Annotated in this window: 17 protein-coding genes; 15 read left to right on the forward strand and 2 right to left on the reverse strand. The window is 66.3% G+C overall.

Going from position 1 to position 20,257, the window contains the following annotated elements; genetic code table 11:
- Positions 1-165 precede the first annotated feature (165 nt).
- The 11 genes from BRA62_RS04875 (at position 166) to BRA62_RS04925 (ending at position 12,672) form a co-directional block, all read left to right on the forward strand.
- Positions 166-1,122, forward strand: coding sequence for a tRNA(Ile2) 2-agmatinylcytidine synthetase (locus BRA62_RS04875; protein WP_292365285.1), 957 nt, complete (start codon positions 166-168; stop codon positions 1,120-1,122).
- A complete protein-coding gene (mmp11, locus tag BRA62_RS04880) occupies positions 1,106-1,999 on the forward strand; it encodes a methanogenesis marker protein 11 (RefSeq protein ID WP_292365287.1) in 894 nt (297 codons plus the stop codon). Before BRA62_RS04875 ends, mmp11 begins: the two co-directional genes overlap by 17 nt.
- The gene (locus BRA62_RS04885) at positions 1,981-2,952 is read left to right on the forward strand and encodes a radical SAM protein (RefSeq protein ID WP_292365290.1); all 972 of its coding nucleotides are present in this window, start codon (positions 1,981-1,983) and stop codon (positions 2,950-2,952) included. The genes mmp11 and BRA62_RS04885 overlap by 19 nt, the downstream gene beginning before the upstream one ends.
- Positions 2,949-4,205, forward strand: coding sequence for a thiamine pyrophosphate-dependent enzyme (locus tag BRA62_RS04890; protein ID WP_292365292.1), 1,257 nt, complete (start codon positions 2,949-2,951; stop codon positions 4,203-4,205). Before BRA62_RS04885 ends, BRA62_RS04890 begins: the two co-directional genes overlap by 4 nt.
- The gene (locus BRA62_RS04895) at positions 4,177-5,307 is read left to right on the forward strand and encodes a homocitrate synthase family protein (RefSeq protein WP_292365294.1); all 1,131 of its coding nucleotides are present in this window, start codon (positions 4,177-4,179) and stop codon (positions 5,305-5,307) included. The genes BRA62_RS04890 and BRA62_RS04895 overlap by 29 nt, the downstream gene beginning before the upstream one ends.
- Positions 5,304-6,515, forward strand: coding sequence for a 3-isopropylmalate dehydratase large subunit (locus BRA62_RS04900; RefSeq protein WP_292365296.1), 1,212 nt, complete (start codon positions 5,304-5,306; stop codon positions 6,513-6,515). Before BRA62_RS04895 ends, BRA62_RS04900 begins: the two co-directional genes overlap by 4 nt.
- Positions 6,515-6,985 carry a 3-isopropylmalate dehydratase gene (locus tag BRA62_RS04905; protein ID WP_292365329.1) on the forward strand — a complete coding sequence of 157 codons (471 nt, stop codon included), beginning with the start codon at positions 6,515-6,517 and terminating at the stop codon, positions 6,983-6,985. Before BRA62_RS04900 ends, BRA62_RS04905 begins: the two co-directional genes overlap by 1 nt.
- The gene (locus tag BRA62_RS04910; RefSeq protein ID WP_292365297.1) at positions 6,982-7,803 is read left to right on the forward strand and encodes a DUF7714 family protein; all 822 of its coding nucleotides are present in this window, start codon (positions 6,982-6,984) and stop codon (positions 7,801-7,803) included. The genes BRA62_RS04905 and BRA62_RS04910 overlap by 4 nt, the downstream gene beginning before the upstream one ends.
- Positions 7,781-8,749, forward strand: coding sequence for an isocitrate/isopropylmalate dehydrogenase family protein (locus BRA62_RS04915; RefSeq protein ID WP_292365313.1), 969 nt, complete (start codon positions 7,781-7,783; stop codon positions 8,747-8,749). The genes BRA62_RS04910 and BRA62_RS04915 overlap by 23 nt, the downstream gene beginning before the upstream one ends.
- 25 nt (positions 8,750-8,774) lie before the next feature.
- Positions 8,775-9,623, forward strand: a complete 849-nt coding sequence (locus BRA62_RS04920; protein WP_292365315.1) for a deoxyribonuclease IV — start codon at positions 8,775-8,777, stop codon at positions 9,621-9,623.
- A gap of 313 nt (positions 9,624-9,936) precedes the next feature.
- Entirely contained in the window at positions 9,937-12,672 is a 2,736-nt protein-coding gene (locus BRA62_RS04925) for a PKD domain-containing protein (RefSeq protein WP_292365317.1), read from the forward strand.
- 23 nt (positions 12,673-12,695) lie between these two features.
- Here BRA62_RS04925 and BRA62_RS04930 read toward each other — a convergent pair whose 3' ends face one another.
- The gene (locus BRA62_RS04930; protein WP_292365319.1) at positions 12,696-13,913 is read right to left on the reverse strand and encodes a hypothetical protein; all 1,218 of its coding nucleotides are present in this window, start codon (positions 13,911-13,913) and stop codon (positions 12,696-12,698) included.
- 95 nt (positions 13,914-14,008) lie between these two features.
- On the opposite strand from BRA62_RS04930, the gene endA reads away from it, so the two are divergent.
- The 4 genes from endA to pheT are packed head-to-tail and all read left to right on the forward strand — an operon-like array spanning position 14,009 to position 19,377.
- Positions 14,009-15,019, forward strand: a complete 1,011-nt coding sequence (gene endA, locus BRA62_RS04935; RefSeq protein WP_292365321.1) for a tRNA-intron lyase — start codon at positions 14,009-14,011, stop codon at positions 15,017-15,019.
- A gap of 10 nt (positions 15,020-15,029) precedes the next feature.
- Positions 15,030-16,286: a tryptophan--tRNA ligase gene (locus tag BRA62_RS04940; protein WP_292365323.1), complete on the forward strand. Its 1,257-nt coding sequence runs from the start codon at positions 15,030-15,032 to the stop codon at positions 16,284-16,286.
- A gap of 2 nt (positions 16,287-16,288) precedes the next feature.
- Positions 16,289-17,734, forward strand: coding sequence for a phenylalanine--tRNA ligase subunit alpha (locus BRA62_RS04945; protein ID WP_292365332.1), 1,446 nt, complete (start codon positions 16,289-16,291; stop codon positions 17,732-17,734).
- Positions 17,735-17,736: 2 nt separating this feature from the next.
- On the forward strand, positions 17,737-19,377 hold the full coding sequence (gene pheT / locus BRA62_RS04950; protein WP_292365325.1) for a phenylalanine--tRNA ligase subunit beta: 1,641 nt from the start codon (positions 17,737-17,739) through the stop codon (positions 19,375-19,377).
- On the opposite strand, the gene hisF is transcribed toward pheT, so the two are convergent.
- A complete protein-coding gene (gene hisF, locus BRA62_RS04955; RefSeq protein ID WP_292365327.1) occupies positions 19,334-20,140 on the reverse strand; it encodes an imidazole glycerol phosphate synthase subunit HisF in 807 nt (268 codons plus the stop codon). The genes pheT and hisF overlap by 44 nt on opposite strands.
- Between the last annotated feature and the right edge of the window lie 117 nt (positions 20,141-20,257).

Consider the following 20,257-nt stretch of genomic DNA (forward strand, 5'->3'; position numbering starts at 1 on the left):
ACGTTCCCTCCCCCCCGCCCCGGGGCCCTCAACCGCATGGAATAACCCCCTTTCCCCTCTCGCCACCCCACCAAAGCCCGCTCAGGCTCACCCGCACCCTCCCGATCGATCCCCTTAAATACCGTTATCAACGACATTCCTGTTAACGATTATTTCGGTGACATCATGATTACGCTCACGCCTGATGAAGTCAGGACCCGGTTCGGGCCGTTGTTCTCGATGAAGTACCTCGCCATGGTCGACCAGAACGCCGGTCTTGCGGAGATCCGCGAGCATTGCCGGGCCCGGGGGACCATCGAGTGGGACGCGGCGAACCGGGTGCGGGCGAAAGGTGCAATCCAGTCCTGCCACGTCGAGGGCACGACGATGACGATGCTCGCCAGGCTGGGCGTGTCCCCCGCGAACTTCGGGGCTGCCGGTCAGGAGATCGGCGGCCAGGCGCTCGAGGGGGTCGAGGTCGCCGGAGACGAAGTGGTGACGACCTGGTCGGGCATCGCAGGGGCGGGCGTCGGCGTCGCCGCCTGCCTGACCCAGGCCCCGGGCGTGATCCGGGCGGAGTATCCTACCGAAGACGATCTCAAGATCGGGGGCGCCCGGGTCTGCCGGGTGCGGATCGTATCGCCGCTGTATGAGAAGGTGACGATCGGGATCGACGACACCGACACCCGCGAGGAGGGTGCCACATGGGTGCTCGCGCTCAAGTGCGCCGAGGCCTGCAGGATCCCGGGGGTCGAGTACCTGGACATGCGCCTCGTGCAGCTGAACCCCGCGGTCCCGAAGAAGACCACCAACTGCGTCGGGTCCGCCCTGAACTTTGCGGTCCGCCCGGGCAAGGTGGACGAACTCCTCGAGTACGTCCGCGACTTCATCGAGTCCGAAGCGGTCAGCAACGACACCGGCATCGCTGTATACCAGGGGATTGCGTTTGCAGAAGAGTCTCCCTACCTAAAACGGGTCAAGACCGAGATCCTGACGGTCGACGACGCGGAGGCGGAGGCCGCGCGGATGGGCGTCCGGTTCATCGACTCAAACGGGAGGAAGGGCAGAATCGGAGCACTCGGCGCTGTTTTCTGGGGGAACAAGGGCGTTGAGGCGGCTGGTCTTTATGGAGAAACTCTCTGATCCGTATACGATACGGTATCCACAGATCGTGGCTGTGGCCGACGAGAGCGCCGGGCAGGTGGAACTCATCGAGTTCTTCGACTGCACCGGCGGCGCGATGTGGGTCAAGCGCCACTATGCGCAGAGCCCGCTCGTCCGCTCCGTCCGCACCGTGGGGTCGACCAACCGCTACCTCCTCTCGACCGGTAGCGCCGACCTCGGGCTCGAGGGTTCGGTCTTTCCGGCGGGAATCGCCGGTGTCGCCGTCGAAGAAGGCGAGATCGCCGTCACCTACCGGGGCCTCGGCGGCGGGGGCGTGGGGGCGTCCATCTGCCGTGCCGAGGCCGCGGGCGTCATCCGCTGCATGAGCGACCCTGCCGGTGGCGGGCGTCTCGCTGGCTCGACCATCTGGCTCCCCCGCCGCGAGCGGGTGATCGTCGGGATCGACGACACCGATACCCCGGAGGAGGGCGCCACCTGGACGCTGGCCCACAACATCGCACGGGCAGTTGAGGACGACCGTTCCCGCTACCTCTCCCACACCATCGTGCAGATCTATCCCGTCCCCTACCGGACCAAGAACTGCGTCGCCATCGCCTGCGAGTTCGCCACCTCCGATCCCGACGGGCTGGTCCGGAACTACCGCGACTACCTGGAAGAGTACACGCTCTCGGAGGAGACCGGGATGGCGGTCTGGCGAGGGTTCGACCCCTCGCCGCTCGAAGAATTCGGCTGCCGCGTAAAGCGGGGAGAGGTCTCCGCGGACGACCTCGCCGCCCTCGGCGACCCGCGGTTCTCCATCGTCATGGACGGCCGGGGCGCGATCGGGGCGGTTGCGGCGATCCCGTTTTTCACGCGGTACGAGGAGGCGCTGGCGTTATGGAATGGAAACGGCTGAAGGCCCGGTTGCTTGAGGCAGGTACCGTTCGCCTCTCCGGCGAGCCTGCAGAGCCGTATGTATCCCGCTCCGCTGCCGGACCTTCGGCCGGGACGCCCGGCTCGCTCTTCTTTTCCCCCGGCGACGGCCGAAGGGTCCGGGTCGGTATCGATGAGAGAAGTTCCATCGAGGTCGTCCACCGGGGAGGCGGCGTGGCCGACCTTCTCATCGACGGCGACGTCGTCGCCGGCCGGCTCGAGCCCGCCGCCCTCCACTGCCCCCGCCAGGCCTACATCACCGTCAGCGGGACCTGCATCTTTTGCTGCCGTTACTGCCCGGTGCCGGATCTCCCCGGCCGGCGAAAGGGGATCGCCGAGGTGGTCGAGATGGTCGCAAGCGTCGCCGACCGGATCGACGCCATCGCGATCACGAGCGGCGTCGCCTCCTCGATCGAGGAGGAGGAGGCGTATGTCCTCGAGGTCGTCGCGGCGCTCCGCCCATTCAAACTTCCCATCGGAGTCTCGATCTACCCCCGCCCCGGGACCCCGGCCCGGCTTCACGCGCTCGGCGTCGCCGAGGTGAAATTCAACATCGAGGCGGCGACTCCCGACCTCTTTTCGGAGATGTGCCCCGGACTCTCGTGGGATGGGGTCTGGGAATCGCTCTCGTCGTCCGTCGCGCTCTTCGGGAAGGATCGTGTCTATTCGAACGTCATCGTCGGTCTCGGGGAGACCGATGAAGACCTGGAACGGGTGATTGAAGACCTCGCCGCGATCGGGGTCATCCCGGTTCTGCGCCCCCTCACCCCGGCGGCGTCCCTCGCCGGCCGGCCCCGCCCCTCCGCCGACCGGCTGATCAGGCTCTGCGAGGTTCACGAGAATTTCCTTCGCCGGGCGAGGCTCGACCCCCGCCGGGCATTGACGATGTGTGCGGCGTGCACCGGATGCGATCTTACGCCGGGGAGGGACACATGAAGGGCACTGAGGCGCTCGCTCTGGCCCTCCTCCGGTCGGCAGACCGCTGCTACGCCGTCCCCGGATACCCTGTATCGGAGATTGCCGCCCGGGCCGGGGCCGTAATCACCGTAAACGAGAAGGTTGCCCTCGAGTATGCCCTCGGCGACTCGCTATCCGGGCGGAGGGCCGCCGTGGCGGTCAAGCATGTCGGACTCAACGCCTGCGCCGACCCGCTGGTGCACGCCACCGCCCAGGGACTCCGGGCGGGCGTCGTGGTCGTCGCCGGCGACGACGTGCGCCCGATCGCATCGGACGTCGCGCAGGACTCCCGCTACTACGGCGAGGTGGCCCGGGTTCCGGTTCTCGAACCCGACGGCGAAACGCTCGGCCCGGCAGTCGAGGCGGCGTTCGAGGCATCCGAGGCCTTCTCCCGCGTTGCCATCGTCAGGGTCACGCCCGATCTTTTGGACGCGGATGTCCCGGACACCCCCGTTGCCCGGCGGGGTCGGGAGGGGAGCCTCGCGGACCCGGGACTCACGATGGCCGGACGGGCGAAGGCGGCCGACCGCCGGACCGCGGCGATGTTTGCCTGGTCGCGGTCCTCGCCGCTGAACCGTGTTGTCGGAGGGATGCCGCGTGTCGTCACCGTCTACCCGCCCCCGGCGGACCCGGACGCGCTCGCCCGTGTTCGCGAGACCGGCCGCCCGTTCCTCCGGGAGCACCGGCTGCTCACCCCACCTGAGCCCGCCGGGGAGCCGGAACGGTTCTCCTCCCGGGGCTTCTCGCGGACACTCTGCCGGGACTGCCCGTTCCACCCGGCGTTTGCCGTCCTCCGCGAGCGCGGGATGCGGGCGGTCTGCGACGCCGGGTGCGCAATCCTCGCGATGAACCCCCCCTACCGGGTCGGCATCGCCACCTACGGCCTCGGTTCGTCGGTTGCCGTGGCTGCGACCGGCCCCGGCGTCGCGCTCACCGGCGACTACGCGCTCCTGCACTCGGGGCTGAACGCCCTCATTGACGTCTACGAACGCAAACTCCCGCTCCTCTGTATCGTCCTTGCGAACAACCGGATGGGGATGACCGGCGGCCACCCCGTCCCCGATATCCTTCGCTACATCGCCTGGGCGAACCCGGTCGTCTGCGCTGCAGACGACACCGCGACGCTTCGCCGGGCCCTCGTCCTCCCCCAGGACGGCCCCCGGACGGTGGTGATCGAAGGCGCCTGCCCTGAAGGTGAGAACCATGAAACCGTGGAATATCGAGATCTGTGATGTAACGTTGCGAGACGGGGAGCAGACTCCCGGCGTCTCGTTTACCCTTGATGAGAAGATGGCTATCGCCCGATTGCTCGACGAGATCGGGGTGGAGGTGATCGAGGCCGGTTTCCCGGTGGTGTCGGCAGCGGAGAGGGAATGCGTTGCGGCCATCGCCCGGGGCGGTCTCTCTGCACGGGTCTGCTGCCTGGCACGGGCGCTCAAGCCCGATATCGAGGCGGCGCTCGACTGCGACGTGGACATGGTCAGCATATTCTTCGCGACCTCGGACCTTCACATCCGGCACAAGTACCGCAAACCCCGACAGGAGGTGCTTGACGGCGCTCTCGATATGGTGGAGTTCGCCACCGACCACGGTGTGCAGGTGCGGTTCGCTGCCGAAGACGCCTCGCGGACCGATCCGGCGTTCCTCATCGAGATGTATACCCGGGGCGTCGAGTGCGGTGCCGATCTCGTCAGTTTCGCGGATACGGTCGGGTGCCTCACGCCGCTTGAGGTCCATGCGGCCGTCTCGGGGATCCTCGATGCGGCCCCTCTCCCGCTCTGCATCCACTGCCACAACGATCTCGGGTTCGCTGCCGCAAACACCATCACGGCAGCGGCCGCCGGGGCGTTCCAGCTCCACACCACCGTCAACGGCATCGGCGAACGTGCCGGAAACGCAGCTCTTGAGCAGGTGCTTGTCGCCCTGCGGATGAAGGGCGGCGTCGACCGCTACGATCTTACCCGCCTGCAGGATATCTCGCGGCTGGTCGCCCGGTGCTCGGGCGTGGCCCCGGAGCGTACCCGGCCGATCGTCGGCGAGAACGCCTTTGCCCACGAGAGCGGGATCCACATCGCCGCGATCCTCTGCGATCCGTTGACCTACGAGTACATCCCCCCGGAGCTGGTGGGCAGCGAGCGGCGGTTCATCCTCGGGAAGCACACCGGCAGGCGAGCGCTTGAGCACGTCGCGAAGGCCTACGGGTTCGACCTCTCTGACGGGGAGGCGCGGTGGGTGCTCGATCAGGTCAAACAGAAGAGCGAAGGGAAGTGCACCGTCACCCGCGAGGTGCTCTGCGGGCTTCTGCGGCGGGCAAAGGAGGTGGCCGTCCAGTGAGCACGCTCTCGGAGCGGATCCTCGGCGCGCCGGCGGGGGAGTACGTGGACCGGGAGGTCGATATCGCCTTTGCCCACGACGGAACCGGCGTCCTCGCCCGGGAGGCGCTCCGGGAGATGGGGGTGGAACGGCTCCCGCATCCCGAACGCCTGCGCCTGATCTTCGACCACATCGTCCCGGCGAACACCGGCACGACGGCGACGCTCCAGGCCGAGCTCCGCGGGTATGCCCGGTCCTCGGGGATAGCGCTCTCGGACGCCGGCGGGGGAATCTGCCACCAGGTGATGAGCGAAGGGGTCGTCCGGCCCGGCATGGTAGTCGTGGGCGCCGACTCCCATACCTGCACCCTCGGCGCCTTCGGCGCGTTTGCCACCGGGATGGGAGCGACCGATATGGCGGCGGTCTGGGCCTCGGGGGCCACATGGTTCCGGGTCCCGGAGACGATCGCAGTCAACCTCGCAGGAAACCTCCCCTGTGCCGCGGAGCCAAAAGACGTCGCCCTCGCCTATGTCGCCAGGCTCGGGATGGAAGGAGCGACCTACCGGGCGCTGGAGTTCGTGGGTGACGGGGCGGCAGGCCTCTCCATGGACGGGCGGCTGACCCTCTCCAACATGGCGGTCGAGACGGGGGCGAAGACGGGAATGTTCTACGCCGACCCGGCCACCGTCCGCTACCTCGCGGACTACGGGCTTGCCGCGGCGTCTCAAACGCCGGAGGACTGCCGCTACGAGCGGACCGTCGATATCGATCTCGGCGATATCGTGCCCCTCGTCGCGGTCCCGCACCGGGTGGACACCGTCCGGGAGGCGGAGGAGGTCGCGGGCACGCACCTCGACCAGGTCTTCGTCGGGACCTGCACGAACGGCCGCTACGAGGATCTCGCCCGGTTCGCCCGCATCGTCCGGGGGAAGAAGGTGGCTGTCCGCACCGTGGTCGTTCCCGCCTCGCGGACGGTGCTTGCCCGCGCGATCGCCACCGGCGTCCTCGCCGATATCGTGGATGCGGGATGCATGGTTGTGCCGCCCGGGTGCGGGCCGTGCCTCGGGGCGCATGCCGGGGTGCTCGGGGAGGGGGAGGTCTGCCTCTCCACCGCCAACCGGAACTTCAGGAACCGGATGGGCGTGGGCGGCGAGATCTACCTATCGTCGGTCGCCACCGCCGCAGCGAGCGCCATAGCCGGCGAGATTACCGCGCCGGAGGTGGCGTGATGCAGGGAGCCGGGCCGGCAATCTGTCTCGGGAACGACATCGACACCGACGTCATCATCGCGGGCCGTTACCTCCGGACGAAGGACCGCTCGGTCTGGGCGGAGCATGCCTTCGAGGACCTGGACCCGGCGCTCGCCCCCCGCCTCAGCGGTTCGATCATCGTCGCCGGGAGGAACATGGGCTGCGGGTCGTCCCGCGAACAGGCGGTGGTCGCCCTCCGCGAGGCCGGGGTGGTCGGGGTCGTCGCGGAGTCGTTCGCCCGGATCTTCTTCCGGAACGCCGTCAACGTCGGCCTGCCGGTGCTCGAGGCCGCGGTCTCCTGCACCGACGGCGCCCGCGTCGCCTTCGACCTCGATGCAGGATGGGTGGAGGTGGACGGGAAACGCTATCCCGCCCGCCCGCTCTCGGGGAGGATGATCACCATCCTCCGGGCCGGAGGGCTGGTTCCCTACTGGGGGTCGCACCGATGATCTTTCCTCCCCACTGCAAGTTTGTCGGGTCCGCGAACGGCACCCCGTGCGGGGATAAGGCCTACTTCCTCTCGCGCTACCTGGTCCGGGAGACCGCCGACGGCACTGAGGTCGTCGAGGTGGAGACCGACCCGAACGGGACCGGATTGATGCGTAACGTGCTCTCGGCCCGGGTGATCGCATCCGGCGACGATGTCTACCGCTACCCGGAACGCGTGAACGTTCAGGATCGAACATTCCTGGTACAGGAGGCCATGCGGTCCGGGTACCGGTGCACCGTATTTTGCGGCCATGGCGAACAGACCACGTTCGTGCTCGATCCGGACCTCTCGAGGTTCCTCCGCATCCATGTCTACGACATCACCCCGCCCCGCCCCCACCTCTCGGCCACGCTTGGCGACCTCGAGAGAACCGGGCTCTTCGGCGACCTCGAGATCGTCTTCGAGCACCATGTCCGGGACATCCGGGAGATCGGGGCCGACGTCTACCCCTGCCGTGCGGCCGGTTTCCCCCGCACCGTCGACGCGGACCCGCTCCGGCCCGGCGACCGTGTCGCCGGATGCCTGACGGCACGGGAACTGCTGCGGGAGTGCTACGGGGAGGGCGTTACGGTGGAGAACATCTGCCCGCTCGAGACGGTGGCGGGCGAGCCTTTTATTGCCCGGTGCTGCCGGAGCGAACGGGCCGGGATCGGGCGCCGGAACGGCCTGTTCGGCGCTGTGGTCCACTGGGGAGCGTCGTCGTGGGATATTGCGGAGGCGGTCCGCAAGGTTGCGGGCGCATGGAGAGAGACGGATGGTAAAGGTAGCGGTCGTTGAGGGCGACGGGATCGGGCACGAGGTCGTCCCGGTAGCCCGCGATATCCTCGCGGCCGTGCGCCCGGACTTCGAGTTCTTCGATGTCGAGGTGGGATACGGCCGGTGGGAGCGGACCGGGAGCGGCTGCGACGAGGAGACGATCGCCGACCTCCAGTCAGCAGACGCCATCCTCTTCGGGGCGATCACGACGCCGCCGGACCCGGGGTACCGGAGCGTGCTTCTGCAGATCCGCCACGCTCTCGACCTCTACGCGAACGTCCGCCCGATCCGGGGCGAGGGGGTCGACGTCGTCATCGTGCGGGAGAACACCGAGGGGCTCTACTCCGGCATCGAGTGGACCGAGCCCGACCGGGCCTGCACCGTCCGGGTCGTCTCCCGCCGGGGCAGCGAGCGGATCGCCCGGTACGCCTGCACCCTCGCGAAGTCCCGCCGCCACCTCACCGTCGGCAACAAGGCGAACGTGCTGAAATCCGACTGCCTCTTCGTCGAGGTCTGCACGGCGGAGGCTGCCCGGGCGGGAGTTCCCTGCAGGGCGAGTTACATCGACGCGCTCTGCCTCGACCTCCTGATGCACCCGGACCGCTACGACGTGGTCGTGACGACCAACATGTTCGGGGACATCCTCTCCGACGCCGCCGCCTACCTGGTGGGGGGGCTCGGGATGCTCCCGAGCGCGAATATCGGAAAGCGTGCCGCCCTCTTCGAGCCCGTCCACGGGAGCGCTCCCGCCATCGCGGGCAAAAATATTGCAAACCCCGTCGCGGCCATCAGGAGCGCCGCGATGCTGCTCGAACATCTCGGCGATCCCGCGTCCGCGGCGGTTGTCGAGGAGGCCGTCGACCGGGTGCTTCGCGCAGGCATCCGGACACCCGACCTCGGCGGCGCCGCCGGGACCCGGGAGTTCGGGGCGGCGGTGCTTTGCGAAGTCGGGCGGGGGAAGGCCTAAGCGCTTCAGGGGCGAGAGTTATGGTATGGTGCTGGTGGGATGCCACGTCTCCATCGCCGGCTCGATCGACCGTGCGGTCGGGCGGGCCCTTGACGCGGGCTGCGATACGTTTCAGATCTTCTCTAGGAACCCCCGCGGCTGGAAGGCAAAGGACCTCGACCCCGGTGTGGCCGGGGCCTTCAGGGCCGCGGTGAGTTCGTCGGGCATCGGCCCGGCCGTCGATCACATGCCCTACCTCCCGAACCCGGCCTCGCCCGATGCCGGGATCTACGAAAAGTCGGTCGCGGCGCTTGCCGAAGAACTCCGGCGGTGCGCCATCCTCGGGATACCCTATCTCGTGACCCACCTCGGGCACCACCGCGGTGCCGGGACGGCGGCGGGGCAGGAGCGAGTCGTTGCCGCCATTAACAGGGCGTTTGCGGATGCCGGGGAGAGCGACGTGATGCTCCTCCTCGAGAACACCGCCGGGGAGAAGAACAGCGTGGGGACGACCGTCGATGACCTCTCGCGGATCGTGGAGGGGATCGATGCAAAAGAGAGGGTCGGGATCTGTTTTGATACCTGCCACGCGTTCGCTGCCGGCTACGACCTCCGGACCGAGGACGGGGTCGATGCGGTCTTTGCGGAGCTCGACGACGCGATTGGCCTCGCCAGCCTCCGGGTCGTCCACCTCAACGACTGCAAGGGCGATCTCGGGAGCGGACTTGACCGGCATGAGCATATCGGGCTCGGGTCCATCGGGGAGGAGGGGTTCCGGCATATCCTCCGCCATTCGGCCGTCCGCTCCCTCCCCCTCATCTGCGAGACGCCGGTGGACGAGCGGCGGGGCGATGCCGGGAATATCGCGAAGGTCCGCGAACTTGCGGGCGCGTAAGCGCCCCGGGACGTTGCTCCCGACGAGACCGTGCTGCCGGTTATGGTGCGGCGCCTCCTGCTACGATTAATATTTCTCATTTTTTATAATATGGTGGAACACTCTCTTCCCTCGCCCCTGTTTATGGCAAGATATTTATATTAATAATTCTATCCTGCAACGCGCGAACCCTTTATCCTGTGGAGCTCCGGTATTTCTCCGAAATTCCACAGGATCTCCGTTTGCACGCCGACGGGAAAGGTCCGTTTCCCGGTATGCGTGCAGACACCATCGTATGGGACGAAGGGGGCGTTCTCATCGTGGTGATTAAAGAATGGCCGAATCTAAAGTGCTGATAGTTATCTGTACCGCCATTGCCATCGGACTGCTGGCATCGCCTGCTCTGGCCGGGGAGGGGGTTCCGGGGGATGCGGTGCCTTTCTGCACCGCCGGCGGATCGCAGGAGCACCCCGACATCGACGGGAACATGGTCGTCTGGGAAGACGGCAGGAACGGGAAGTCTATCTACTATTCGTATACCCCCGGCAGCGAAGGCCGGCGGGTTGCGGACGAGGGCACGGGGCAGAGGTATCCATCCGTCTCGGGGGACTACATCGTCTGGGAGGAGAACCGGAACATGAGCCCGGATATCTACCTCTTCAAGCGATCGACAGGCACCATACCGCTCACCGACGACCCGGCCGACCAGTGGATGCCCGTCGTTCACGGAGAGCATGTGATCTGGTACGATGCCCGGAGCGGGAGCACGGATATCTGCCTCTACGACATAGGGACAGGCAGCGAGACCTTCCTCTCCTGCTCGCCGATGACCGACTGGAAGCCTGCACTCTCGGACAGGTATATCGTCTGGGAGGAGAGTGCCGGGGACGGGGACATCTGGCTGTATGATATCCTGAATGACGTCAAACAGCCGGTTATCCAGAACCGTGAGCGGCAGACCTACCCGTCGATATCGGGGAGCAGGATCGTCTGGGAGGACTACCGGAACGGAGCTCCCGATATCTACCTCTTCGATCTCGACAATCCTGGTGCCGGAGAGCAGAGGATCACCGACAACCCTGCTGCTCAGGTTTCTCCCTCGATCGACGGAGACCTCATTGCCTGGGAGGACAAGCGGAGCGGGAACTGGAACGTTTACATCTGCGACCTCTCTCTCGGAAAAGAGGTACAGATGCCCGTCTATCCTTCTGAGCAGGAGCAGCTCTATCCCGCCGTCAGCGGTGATAAGATCGTCTGGCAGAACGGCCGTGGCGGCGGATCGGACATCTACGCCTTCACCTACGCCCGTGGAGCGCCGCCGGTGGCGGAGTTCTCGGCAGACCCGACCGATGGTGTGGTGCCGCTTGCCGTCCTGTTCACCGACCTGTCGGCCGGCGACCCGGACACCTGGGAGTGGGAGTTCGGCGACGGGAATACCTCGACACTGCAGAATCCGGAGCACACCTACGGGGCACCGGGAGACTACACTGTCTCGCTCACGGTGAGCAACCGGTTCGGGGCCGACACTATCACGATGACGGATCTCGTTCGCGTAGAGTCGCCCGAACCGCCGGCCGCCGCTTTCTCCGCCGCACCGGTGTCGGGTGGTGCGCCTCTCGGCGTGCAGTTCACGGACGAATCGATGGGCAGCCCCGTCACCTGGCTCTGGGACTTCGGGGACGGCGAGACATCGACGAAGCAGAACCCGGAGCACACCTACGAGAACCCCGGCACCTATACCGTCTCCCTGACCGTAGCAAACGATGCGGGAGAGAACACAACGGTTCGGGCCGGTTACATTACGGTCCTCGAACCGCTGACCGCCGGGTTCACCGCCAACGTGACCGTCGGGGCCGCCCCGCTCACCGTCGGGTTTGCGGATGCGTCGGCGGGGAAGCCTGTGTCGTGGTCCTGGAACTTCGGCGACGGAAAGACCTCTGTCATGCAGAACCCCGTCCACGTATTCGAAAAACCTGGAACTTATATCGTCAGTCTGACAGTCTCCGGCGGCAGTGACCACTCCACAAAAACCATGCAAATCCGCACCTTCGGCCCGCCCATCGTCGGATTCCATGCCATGCCCCTCAACGGAACGGCGCCCCTCAAGGTCACGTTCACCGATACTTCCACCGGTGAGCCATCCTCCTGGCTCTGGAGTTTCGGTGATGGGAAGACCTCGACCGACCGGCATCCCTCGCACACCTACGCCGCTGCCGGGAACTATACCGTCAACCTGACCGCAGGGAACGCCGCCGGGAGCAGCACCGCGGTGAAAACTAAGTACATATCCATCCGCCCCGCCCCGGCAACGCCCACCCCGACGCAGAAGCCGTCAGGCGGTGGCGGCGGGGGAGGCGGAGGCGGTGGTGGCGGCGGCTCTGCCTGGGTCGATCCGGGCTGGAACACGCCGAAACCCACCCCGACGCCAAAGCCGGTGCCGACCACCACCCCTGACGACGCTGATCCCGGCCGGCTGCAGATCGGGGAGGCCGGCCTCGTGGAGCGGGCAGCCCTGCTCGGTTCCGCCGACGGCATCGCGACCCTCGCCATTGCGGAGGGCGTCAGGGCGGTCGATGCCGCCGGAAACCCGCTTCGCGCGGTGACCCTTTCCTCTCTCGATGCGGCCGACGTGCCCGCGGTGCCCGGTGTGGGCGCGTACGCGTTTACCGGGTATGCCTGGCTTGCCGGGCCGGAAGGAGCCGCCTTCTCACCGCCGGTGACCCTCTCGTTCAACTTCACAAAAGAGCAGTGGGATGCCGTCTACAACAACAGCGTGCAGGGCGGGCTCGTGGTGCAGCGGTACAACCGGTCTACGGATGCCTGGGAGGAAGTTCCGACCACCATCCACCCGGGAGTCCGGAGTATCACGGCCGTTGCCTCTCACTTCAGCCCGTACGCGCTCTTCATCGAAGTGCCCGGCGCCGGCGCGGCGCAGGTGGTCGCGGCCGAAACCGGCCCGCAGCCCGGGACCGTGCCGGACTTTGCCTATGCGCACCTCATCCCCGGCCTGCTTGCCCTCATCATCGTGGGAGCGGGGGCGTTCCTCTACTTCCGGAAGGAGAACCCCTGAAATAATGTGAATGAATGAGGGGTTTACCCTCTCCGCTTCCTTCCCGCGAGCAGCAGGAGGAACGCCGCCCCGGCGGCCGCTGCACCGAATCCCGGTGCCGCCGTCGGGGCGGGCGCCGGCTCCGTGAGGCCGGCCAGCCAGGCGGCGCTGGTGTCGGCCGAGAGGTACTTGATGCCTGCAAGGGCGTAGCCGCCGCCGGGAGCGCTGGAGGCCGCATAGACCCCGGTTGCGGGGAAGGTCGTGTTCCACCGGATCGTCCCGTCCGCATCGATCCCGAGGGCGAAGCCCTCTCCGATCCTCGCGTCCGTGCCCGCAACCATATACCCGCCGGAAGGCTGCAGGGCGACGGCGTAGCCGGAGAGCCCCTCCATATTCCTGAGCCAGACCTCCTCTCCCTCTGCGTCGACGAGGCCGTACCAATAGTTGCCCGAGTAGACGAACCGCCCGTCATCGGTCTCCTCGATGTCATAGACGACCGGGGCCTGGTAATTCTCGTGCCAGAGCGTGTTGCCGTCGCCGTCGAGGCGGATGAGGAAGGCGTCACCGATGTCGTTGTTGAAGGGCGACGTCGTGCCTCCGATGACATAACCTCCGTCGGCGGTCACAACTCCTGCGTTCGCGGAGATGCCGGGGAACGTCCGGTTCCAGACGGGCGTGCCGTCACCGTCGGTCTTTGTGATGACCGCCGTCGTGTCGTTCTCTGATTCGGGCGGCTCCCAGAGCCACCCGATGACGGCATACCCGCCGTCGGCGGTCGGGCGGACAGCCGAGATCTTCTCTCCCGGCAGGACCCGCCGCCACTCCTCCTCCCCGGCTGCATTGGTCCGGATCAGGAACGAGGTGCCCTCGGAGGTGAGGCTCTGATCGACCACGGTTGTGGACATGTTGTAGCCGCCGATGATATACCCGCCGTCACCGGTCTGTGCAACGGAGGCCGGTGCCATGTCGGGTATTTTCACGGTCCATTCCTCGTTCCCCCGGCCGTCGGTCTTTACGAGCAGGAGTTCTTCCCTGCCCCCGAACATCTGCGTGAGGGTGGAGCCGAGAGCGATGAAGCCGCCGTCCGCGGTCGGTGCAACGGCATCGAACTTGCTGATATTCTCCGGCGTGAACGTCACGTTCCAGGCGACCGCCGGAGAGGTCTCGCTTGCAGAGACGATGCCTGCCGGCAGCACCGCCGCGATCAGCAGTGCCGCGAGGATCATCCCCGGGCGCCAGAAGTCCTGGTATCCTTTCGTCATGGAATCGATCACTGGTGCGGTGCGGCACGCAAAAAGCGTAGTGGTTCACCCCCGGCAATCCATTAATGAACGTGAACTCCCTATAGTTCTAGCACGTGTTGGCGACATTCGACGGAACCTGGGTGCGCCTCGGCAGGGAAGGACGCACGCTCTACGAGCAGGGAGGCTACGGGCGGCTGGAGGGAACCGGCCTCCGTCTCTCTCCCGAAGAGGCGCTCTACCTCATGGAACGCAACAAAATCGACGTGAAGGACTTCGGTTTCGATGCCCTGCTCGGTCTCTTTGCCGGCCAGCCGAACTTTGTCCGCAGGTATCTCGTCTACCGCGACATCCGCGAGCGGGGATACGTGGTTCAGCCCGGGCCGCAGGACTTCCGCGTCTTCCGCCGGGGCCACAAGCCCGGGGTCGGAAAGTCCCGCTACCTGATCCGGGTCCTCTCCGAGCGCGACATCGTCGACTTCGACCAATTAAGCCAGGACGTGCTCGCAGCGGCCAACATGCGCAAACAATACCTCCTCGCGGTCGTGGACGACGAGGACGAGCTGACCTACTACGAGGTGCGGGTGCAGGACCTCCCCGCCGTCGGGGAGCCTGCGGAGTGCTCAACACCGGCGGAGGCCTCCCTCTTCGGCACCTATGCGCTCGCCCACCTGCCGCCGGGGACCCCTCTCGAGGAGGACTGGTACGGCAAACGGCTCGATCCCGAGCGCCTGCTCCTCCGCCCGGTCGAGTCGATCTACCTCATGCGCAGACGCTGCCTCTCGATCACGCGGGACGGGGAATCGATGGCCGCAGAGGAGTTCCTCGATGCAGCGGCAGAAAAGGACGTCGAGATCCGTGAAAAAGAGCGGGTCTTCTCCGACCTCCGGGAGAAGGGCTACATCCCGAGAACCGGCTACAAGTTCGGGCATCACTTCCGGGTCTACTCCGGGAAGAAGAGCCACTCGGAGATGCTCGTCCACGCAGTCCCGTCCGGGACCTCCACGCCGATGAGTGCCGTCTCCCGGTCGGTCAGGCTTGCTCACAGCGTCAAAAAGAAGATGTTGTTTGCCTGCATATATAACACCGATATCAGATACGTCGAATTCGCCCGAATAAAACTGTGAGCGTCAGTACATGCATTCAGAAATGAACCCGTGGTCGAATAACCAGACCGTCGATTTGGATCGACTCTTTGCCGAGTTCGGCATCGAGCCGATCGGTGAGGTCGCACGAAGGCTTCCCGAGGTACCGCAGTTTATGCGCAGGGGCATCGTCGTCGGGCACCGGGATTACAACCTGGTAGCCGACGCCATCCAAAAGCGCACCCCGTTTCACGTGCTGACCGGGTTCATGCCCTCGGGACTCCCGCACCTCGGGCACCTGATGGTCATGAAGGAGGTGGTCTGGCACGTCCGGCAGGGCGGGAACGGCTACGTCGCCATTGCCGACCGGGAGGCGCACGCGGTCCGCGGCATCTCGTGGGAGAAGTGCCGCGAGTACGGGAAGGAGTACCTCAAAGCCCTCTATGCCCTGGGATTTGAGGGCACGACCTACTACCAGAGCAGGAACGACCGCTTGAAGGATCTCGCGTTCGAGGCGTCCACGAAGGTGAACTTCTCCGAAATGACGGCGATCTACGGGTTCGGGCCCGAAACGTCGCTATCCCACGCCATGAGCGTCATCACCCAGGTTGCCGACATCCTCTTCCCGCAGCTCGACGCCGGCCCGGCCCCCACCATCGTCCCGGTCGGCCTCGATCAGGACCCGCATCTCCGGCTCACCCGGGACGTGGCCTACAAACTCAGGATGTTCACGGTCGAGGACCGCGGCGATCACGTCAGTATCCGGTCGAAGAACGCCCCACAGAAGGCTCTCGAGGCCGTGCACCGTGCATTCCCCGGTTCGAAGAAGTACGCGGGCCACGTGGACGTCAGGGGCCTTCCGCTGGACCGCGTCGAGGACGCCGTCCGCGAGATCGAGATCGCACACGGCGGGTTCGGGTTCTATCTGCCCTCCTCGACCTACCACATCTTCATGCCCGGACTCCAGGGCGGGAAGATGTCGAGCAGCGTGCCCGAGAGTTCGTTCGGGTTCTACGAGTCCGACAAATCGGTCAGGAAGAAGGTCATGGCGGCGCTGACCGGCGGGCGGATGACGCTTGAGGAGCAGAAGCGCCTTGGAGGCGAGCCCGACGCCTGCTCTGTCTATCTCTTAAACCTCTTCCACATGCTCGAGGACGACGTGGGACTCGCCGACCTGCGGCGGCGGTGCGAGAGCGGCGAACTCACCTGTGGACAGTGCAAGAAAGAGACGAATGAGCGCGTGCAGGCGTTCCTCAAGGAGTTGCGGGATAGGATGGATGCGGTCGAGCACCTTGCAGAGGAAGTGTGATGGTGGAACTGACGCTGAACGAGAAGAAACTCCTGGTTGTTCTGGGATCGATGGGGACGGCCGACGCGGCCGTCCTTGCGGAGAAGATGGATACCCGCCGGGAGGCGGTGGTGCAGTATGCGAACCTCGCCGGCGAGCGGGGGCTCGTGGATGTGGAGAAGCACGTCTCCCGGCGGTATACCCCGACGGAAGAAGGGCGGGCCTATATCGGAAAAGGCCTCCCCGAGCGGCAGTTGCTCGAGAGTTTCGAAGAGACGATCCCGATGCGGGACCTCCAGAGCCACCCACTTGCGAAGATCGCCATCGGCTGGATGCGCAAAAAGGGCTGGATCGTCATCCGGGACGGGGTCGTGCAGAAGACCGGCAAGACCGCCCCCGGGCCCGACGAAACCGCGTTCGCCCGGCTCGGCGAGAACGGTGCGATCGGGGACGGCGTTGGGGTCGCCGATCTTGCAAAACGCGGGCTCGTGCAGGAGGAGGAGACCGTCGCCTACACCGTCTCGATCACGCCTCGCGGCCGTGAACTCCTCGCCGAAGGGCTCGACCTGCAGGAGGAGGCGGGCACGCTCACCCGCGAGCAGATCCTCTCCGGTGAGTGGAAGGACCTCCCCCTCCGGCGCTACGACGTCACGAAACTCCCGAAGCGCGCCTATCCCGGGAAGGTGCATCCCTACCAGCGGCTCATCGACGAGATGCGCCGCATCCTCTTCGATATGGGCTTTGAGGAGATGGCGGGCGGGATCGTGCAGAGCTCGTTCTGGAACTTCGACGCCCTCTTCCAGCCGCAGGATCACCCGGCACGGGAGATGCAGGACACCTTCTTCCTCGGCGAACGCTGGCCGCTTCCGGCAGGATACGAGCGCGTCCGCGACATACACGAGCACGGCGGCGAGACGTCGTCTGCCGGGTGGGGAGGGACCTGGAGTGCCGAAAAGGCAGAGCAGTGCGTGCTCCGGACCCACACGACGGGCCTCTCCATCCAGCACCTGGCAGCGCACCCCAAACCACCGGTGAAGGCCTTCTGCATCGGCCGGGTTTACCGGCGGGAGGCGATCGACCCTACCCACCTCGCGGAGTTCGAGCAGCTCGAGGGGATCGTTATGGACGAAGACGTCAACTTACGTCACCTCCTCGGGTTCCTAAAAGAGTTCTACGCCAAGATGGGCTTTGAGAAGGTCCGGTTCCGTCCCGGCTACTTCCCCTACACCGAACCCTCCGTGGAGCCGGAGGTCTACGTCGACGGGCTCGGCTGGGTGGAACTCGGCGGGTCGGGCATCTTCCGGCAGGAAGTGACCGAGCCCTTCGGGATCGAGCACCCGGTGCTCGCGTGGGGCCTCGGGATCAGCCGGGTGGCGATGCTCCGGCTCGGGCTCCGGGACCTGCGGCAGCTCTACCGGAGCGACGTTGAGTGGATCCGGGAGACGCCCACCTACGGCGGGAGGCGGTGAGAATGGCAATAATCACGTTACCCTACCGGTACATTGAACGGCTTGCCGGCACCGACCGGCAGACGATCATCGACCGCATCCCCATGATCGGGGCCGACATCGAGCGGATCGAGGAAGACCATGTGGACGTCGAGTTCTTCCCGAACAGGCCGGACCTCTACTCGCCCGAGGGCGTCGCCCGGGCGATGCGCGGGTTCCTCGGGCTTGAGGAGGGGCTTTCGGCCTACACCGTCCGCCCCTCCGGCATCGCCTTCTCGGTCGACCCGGGGCTTGCCGATATCCGGCCGTTCCTCGGCTCGGCGGTGATCCGGAACGTCAACCTCGACGAAGAGGCTATCGAGAGTTTGATGGCGCTCCAGGAAGCCCTTCACTGGGCGGTCGGGCGCGGGCGCGGCAAGGTGGCGATCGGCGTCCACGACCTCGATACGGTCACCCCGCCGTTCCGCTACGTCGCCTCGCCCCGTGACCGCTCCTTCGTCCCGCTCGACTTCGAGCGGGAGATGACGATGGAGGAGATCCTCGCTGACCACCCGAAGGGCCGGGACTACGCTCACCTGGTGGAGAACTTCGATAAGTTCCCGCTGATCGTCGATGCCGACGACCGGGTGCTCTCCTTCCCGCCGATCATCAACGGCGAGCTGACGAGGGTCACGGCGGCGACGAAGAACATCCTGCTCGACTGCACCGGCACCGACAGAAAGGCGGTGATGACGGCGGTAAACATCATCTGCACGGCGCTCATCGAGGCCGGGGCGACGGTCGAGACCGTCACCGTCGACGGAGAGGAGATGCCCACGCTCGCCCCCGCAGAAAGGGTGGTCTCGGTCGCGGAGTGCTCCCGCCTCCTCGGCCTCTCCCTCACACCGCAGGAGATGGCGCGGCTCCTTCGCCGGATGCGGTTCGGGGCCGAGCCCGACGGCGACTCACGGGTCCGGGTCCTCGTTCCCTGCTATCGCTCGGACATCCTCCACGACTGGGATATCTTCGAGGACGTGGCGATAGCCCACGGCATCGAGAACTTCGATGCCGCCCTCCCGGCCACATCGACCGTCGCGCAGGAGCACCCGATCCCCGCCCTCGCGGGGGCGGTCCGGTCGGTGATGACCGGCCTCGGGTACCTCGAGGTGATCCCGTTCACCCTCACAAACGAGCGGGTGCTGTATACGAACATGCAGCGGGACCCCGCCCCCGGAACCCTGCGGCTGCTCCACCCGATCAGCGAGGAGCAGACGGTGGTGCGGACCGACCTCCTCCCCCTGCTGATGGAGATGCTTCTTGCGAACAAGCACCGCGAACTCCCGCAGAGGCTCTTTGCGGTGGGCGACGTGGTCGAGGACTGCACGACCTACCAGAAGGCCGCTGCGGTCAGCATCCACCCGGCGGCGGACTTCTCCGAGGCGTACGCGGCGGCGGACGTCCTCTGCCGGGAGATCTCGCTCCCCTACACGGTCACGGAATCGGCCGACCCGGCGTTCCTCGACGGCCGCCGCGGGGATATCATCGTCGGCGGAAGAATAGTAGGGGTGTTCGGGGAGATTCACCCGGCCGTTCTCGGGACGTTCGACCTCGAGCACCCGGTCGCGGCGTTCGCGCTCGACCTTAGAGCCGTACCGGGATACCCCGTCCCGCCAGGTACTCCTTGACCTGGCGAACGGTGAACTCGCCGTAGTGGAAGACGCTTGCCGCGAGGCAGGCGTCGGCCATCCCTTTTGTGAACCCTTCGTAGAAGTGCTCGAGCGTGCCCACGCCGCCGCTCGCGACCACCGGAACCCCGACCGCCTCCGAGATTGCAGCGGTGATCGAGATATCGAACCCCTCCTTTGTCCCGTCGGTCTCCATGCTGGTGAGCAGGATCTCGCCGGCCCCGCGCTCCTCGGCTTCCCTCGCCCAGGCAACGGCGTCAAGCCCCGTGCCCCGGGTCCCGCCGTGGGTCACGACCTCGTACCAGCACTCCTGGCCGTCGGCGAGGGTGATCGGTGTTTTTCCCGGCGCCGGTTCGTAGTTTCGCCGGACATCGACGGCGACGACGATGCACTGGGTGCCGAACCTTTCTGCACCCTGCGAGATCAGGTCCGGGTTCTGGACGGCGCTTGAGTTGATGCTCACCTTGTCCGCGCCCGCCCGGAGGATCTGCTTCATGTCGTCGATCGTCCGGATGCCGCCGCCGACGGTGAGCGGGAGGAAGAGCTGATCGGCCGCCCGCTGCACGACGTCGATGATGGTGCCCCGGTTCTCCCTGGTGGCGGTGATGTCGAGGAAGACCACCTCGTCCGCACCCTGCTCGTTGTAGCGCTGGGCGAGCTCCACGGGATCGCCCGCGTCGCGCAGGCCGACGAAGTGCGTGCCCTTGACCACCCGCCCATCCTTGAGGTCCAGGCAGGGGATGATCCGCTTGGTCAGAACCATGAATAGTGGTTTTGAAGGCGGAGGTGATGAGGGTTTCGCGAGGTGCGACGTTCCGGAGAACGACTGTCCGTAGGATGCGGTGGCCCGCAGGGCCGGAGCTTGAGCACCGGCAGGTGC

This window comes from Methanoculleus sp. UBA208 (assembly GCF_002498065.1).
In the GTDB taxonomy this organism is placed as follows: Archaea; Halobacteriota; Methanomicrobia; order Methanomicrobiales; family Methanoculleaceae; genus Methanoculleus.

Bases quoted from the DNA above. Each gene is read 5' to 3' on its own strand.
- BRA62_RS04875 (WP_292365285.1), top strand. From the start codon at position 166: ATGATTACGCTCACGCCTGATGAAGTCAGGACCCGGTTCGGGCCGTTG.
- mmp11 (WP_292365287.1), top strand. From the start codon at position 1,106: ATGGAGAAACTCTCTGATCCGTATACGATACGGTATCCACAGATCGTG.
- BRA62_RS04885 (WP_292365290.1), top strand. From the start codon at position 1,981: ATGGAATGGAAACGGCTGAAGGCCCGGTTGCTTGAGGCAGGTACCGTT.
- BRA62_RS04890 (WP_292365292.1), top strand. From the start codon at position 2,949: ATGAAGGGCACTGAGGCGCTCGCTCTGGCCCTCCTCCGGTCGGCAGAC.
- BRA62_RS04895 (WP_292365294.1), top strand. From the start codon at position 4,177: ATGAAACCGTGGAATATCGAGATCTGTGATGTAACGTTGCGAGACGGG.
- BRA62_RS04905 (WP_292365329.1), top strand. From the start codon at position 6,515: ATGCAGGGAGCCGGGCCGGCAATCTGTCTCGGGAACGACATCGACACC.
- BRA62_RS04910 (WP_292365297.1), top strand. From the start codon at position 6,982: ATGATCTTTCCTCCCCACTGCAAGTTTGTCGGGTCCGCGAACGGCACC.
- BRA62_RS04915 (WP_292365313.1), top strand. From the start codon at position 7,781: ATGGTAAAGGTAGCGGTCGTTGAGGGCGACGGGATCGGGCACGAGGTC.
- BRA62_RS04920 (WP_292365315.1), top strand. From the start codon at position 8,775: ATGGTGCTGGTGGGATGCCACGTCTCCATCGCCGGCTCGATCGACCGT.
- BRA62_RS04925 (WP_292365317.1), top strand. From the start codon at position 9,937: ATGGCCGAATCTAAAGTGCTGATAGTTATCTGTACCGCCATTGCCATC.
- BRA62_RS04930 (WP_292365319.1), bottom strand. From the start codon at position 13,913: ATGACGAAAGGATACCAGGACTTCTGGCGCCCGGGGATGATCCTCGCG.
- BRA62_RS04940 (WP_292365323.1), top strand. From the start codon at position 15,030: ATGCATTCAGAAATGAACCCGTGGTCGAATAACCAGACCGTCGATTTG.
- pheT (WP_292365325.1), top strand. From the start codon at position 17,737: ATGGCAATAATCACGTTACCCTACCGGTACATTGAACGGCTTGCCGGC.
- hisF (WP_292365327.1), bottom strand. From the start codon at position 20,140: ATGGTTCTGACCAAGCGGATCATCCCCTGCCTGGACCTCAAGGATGGG.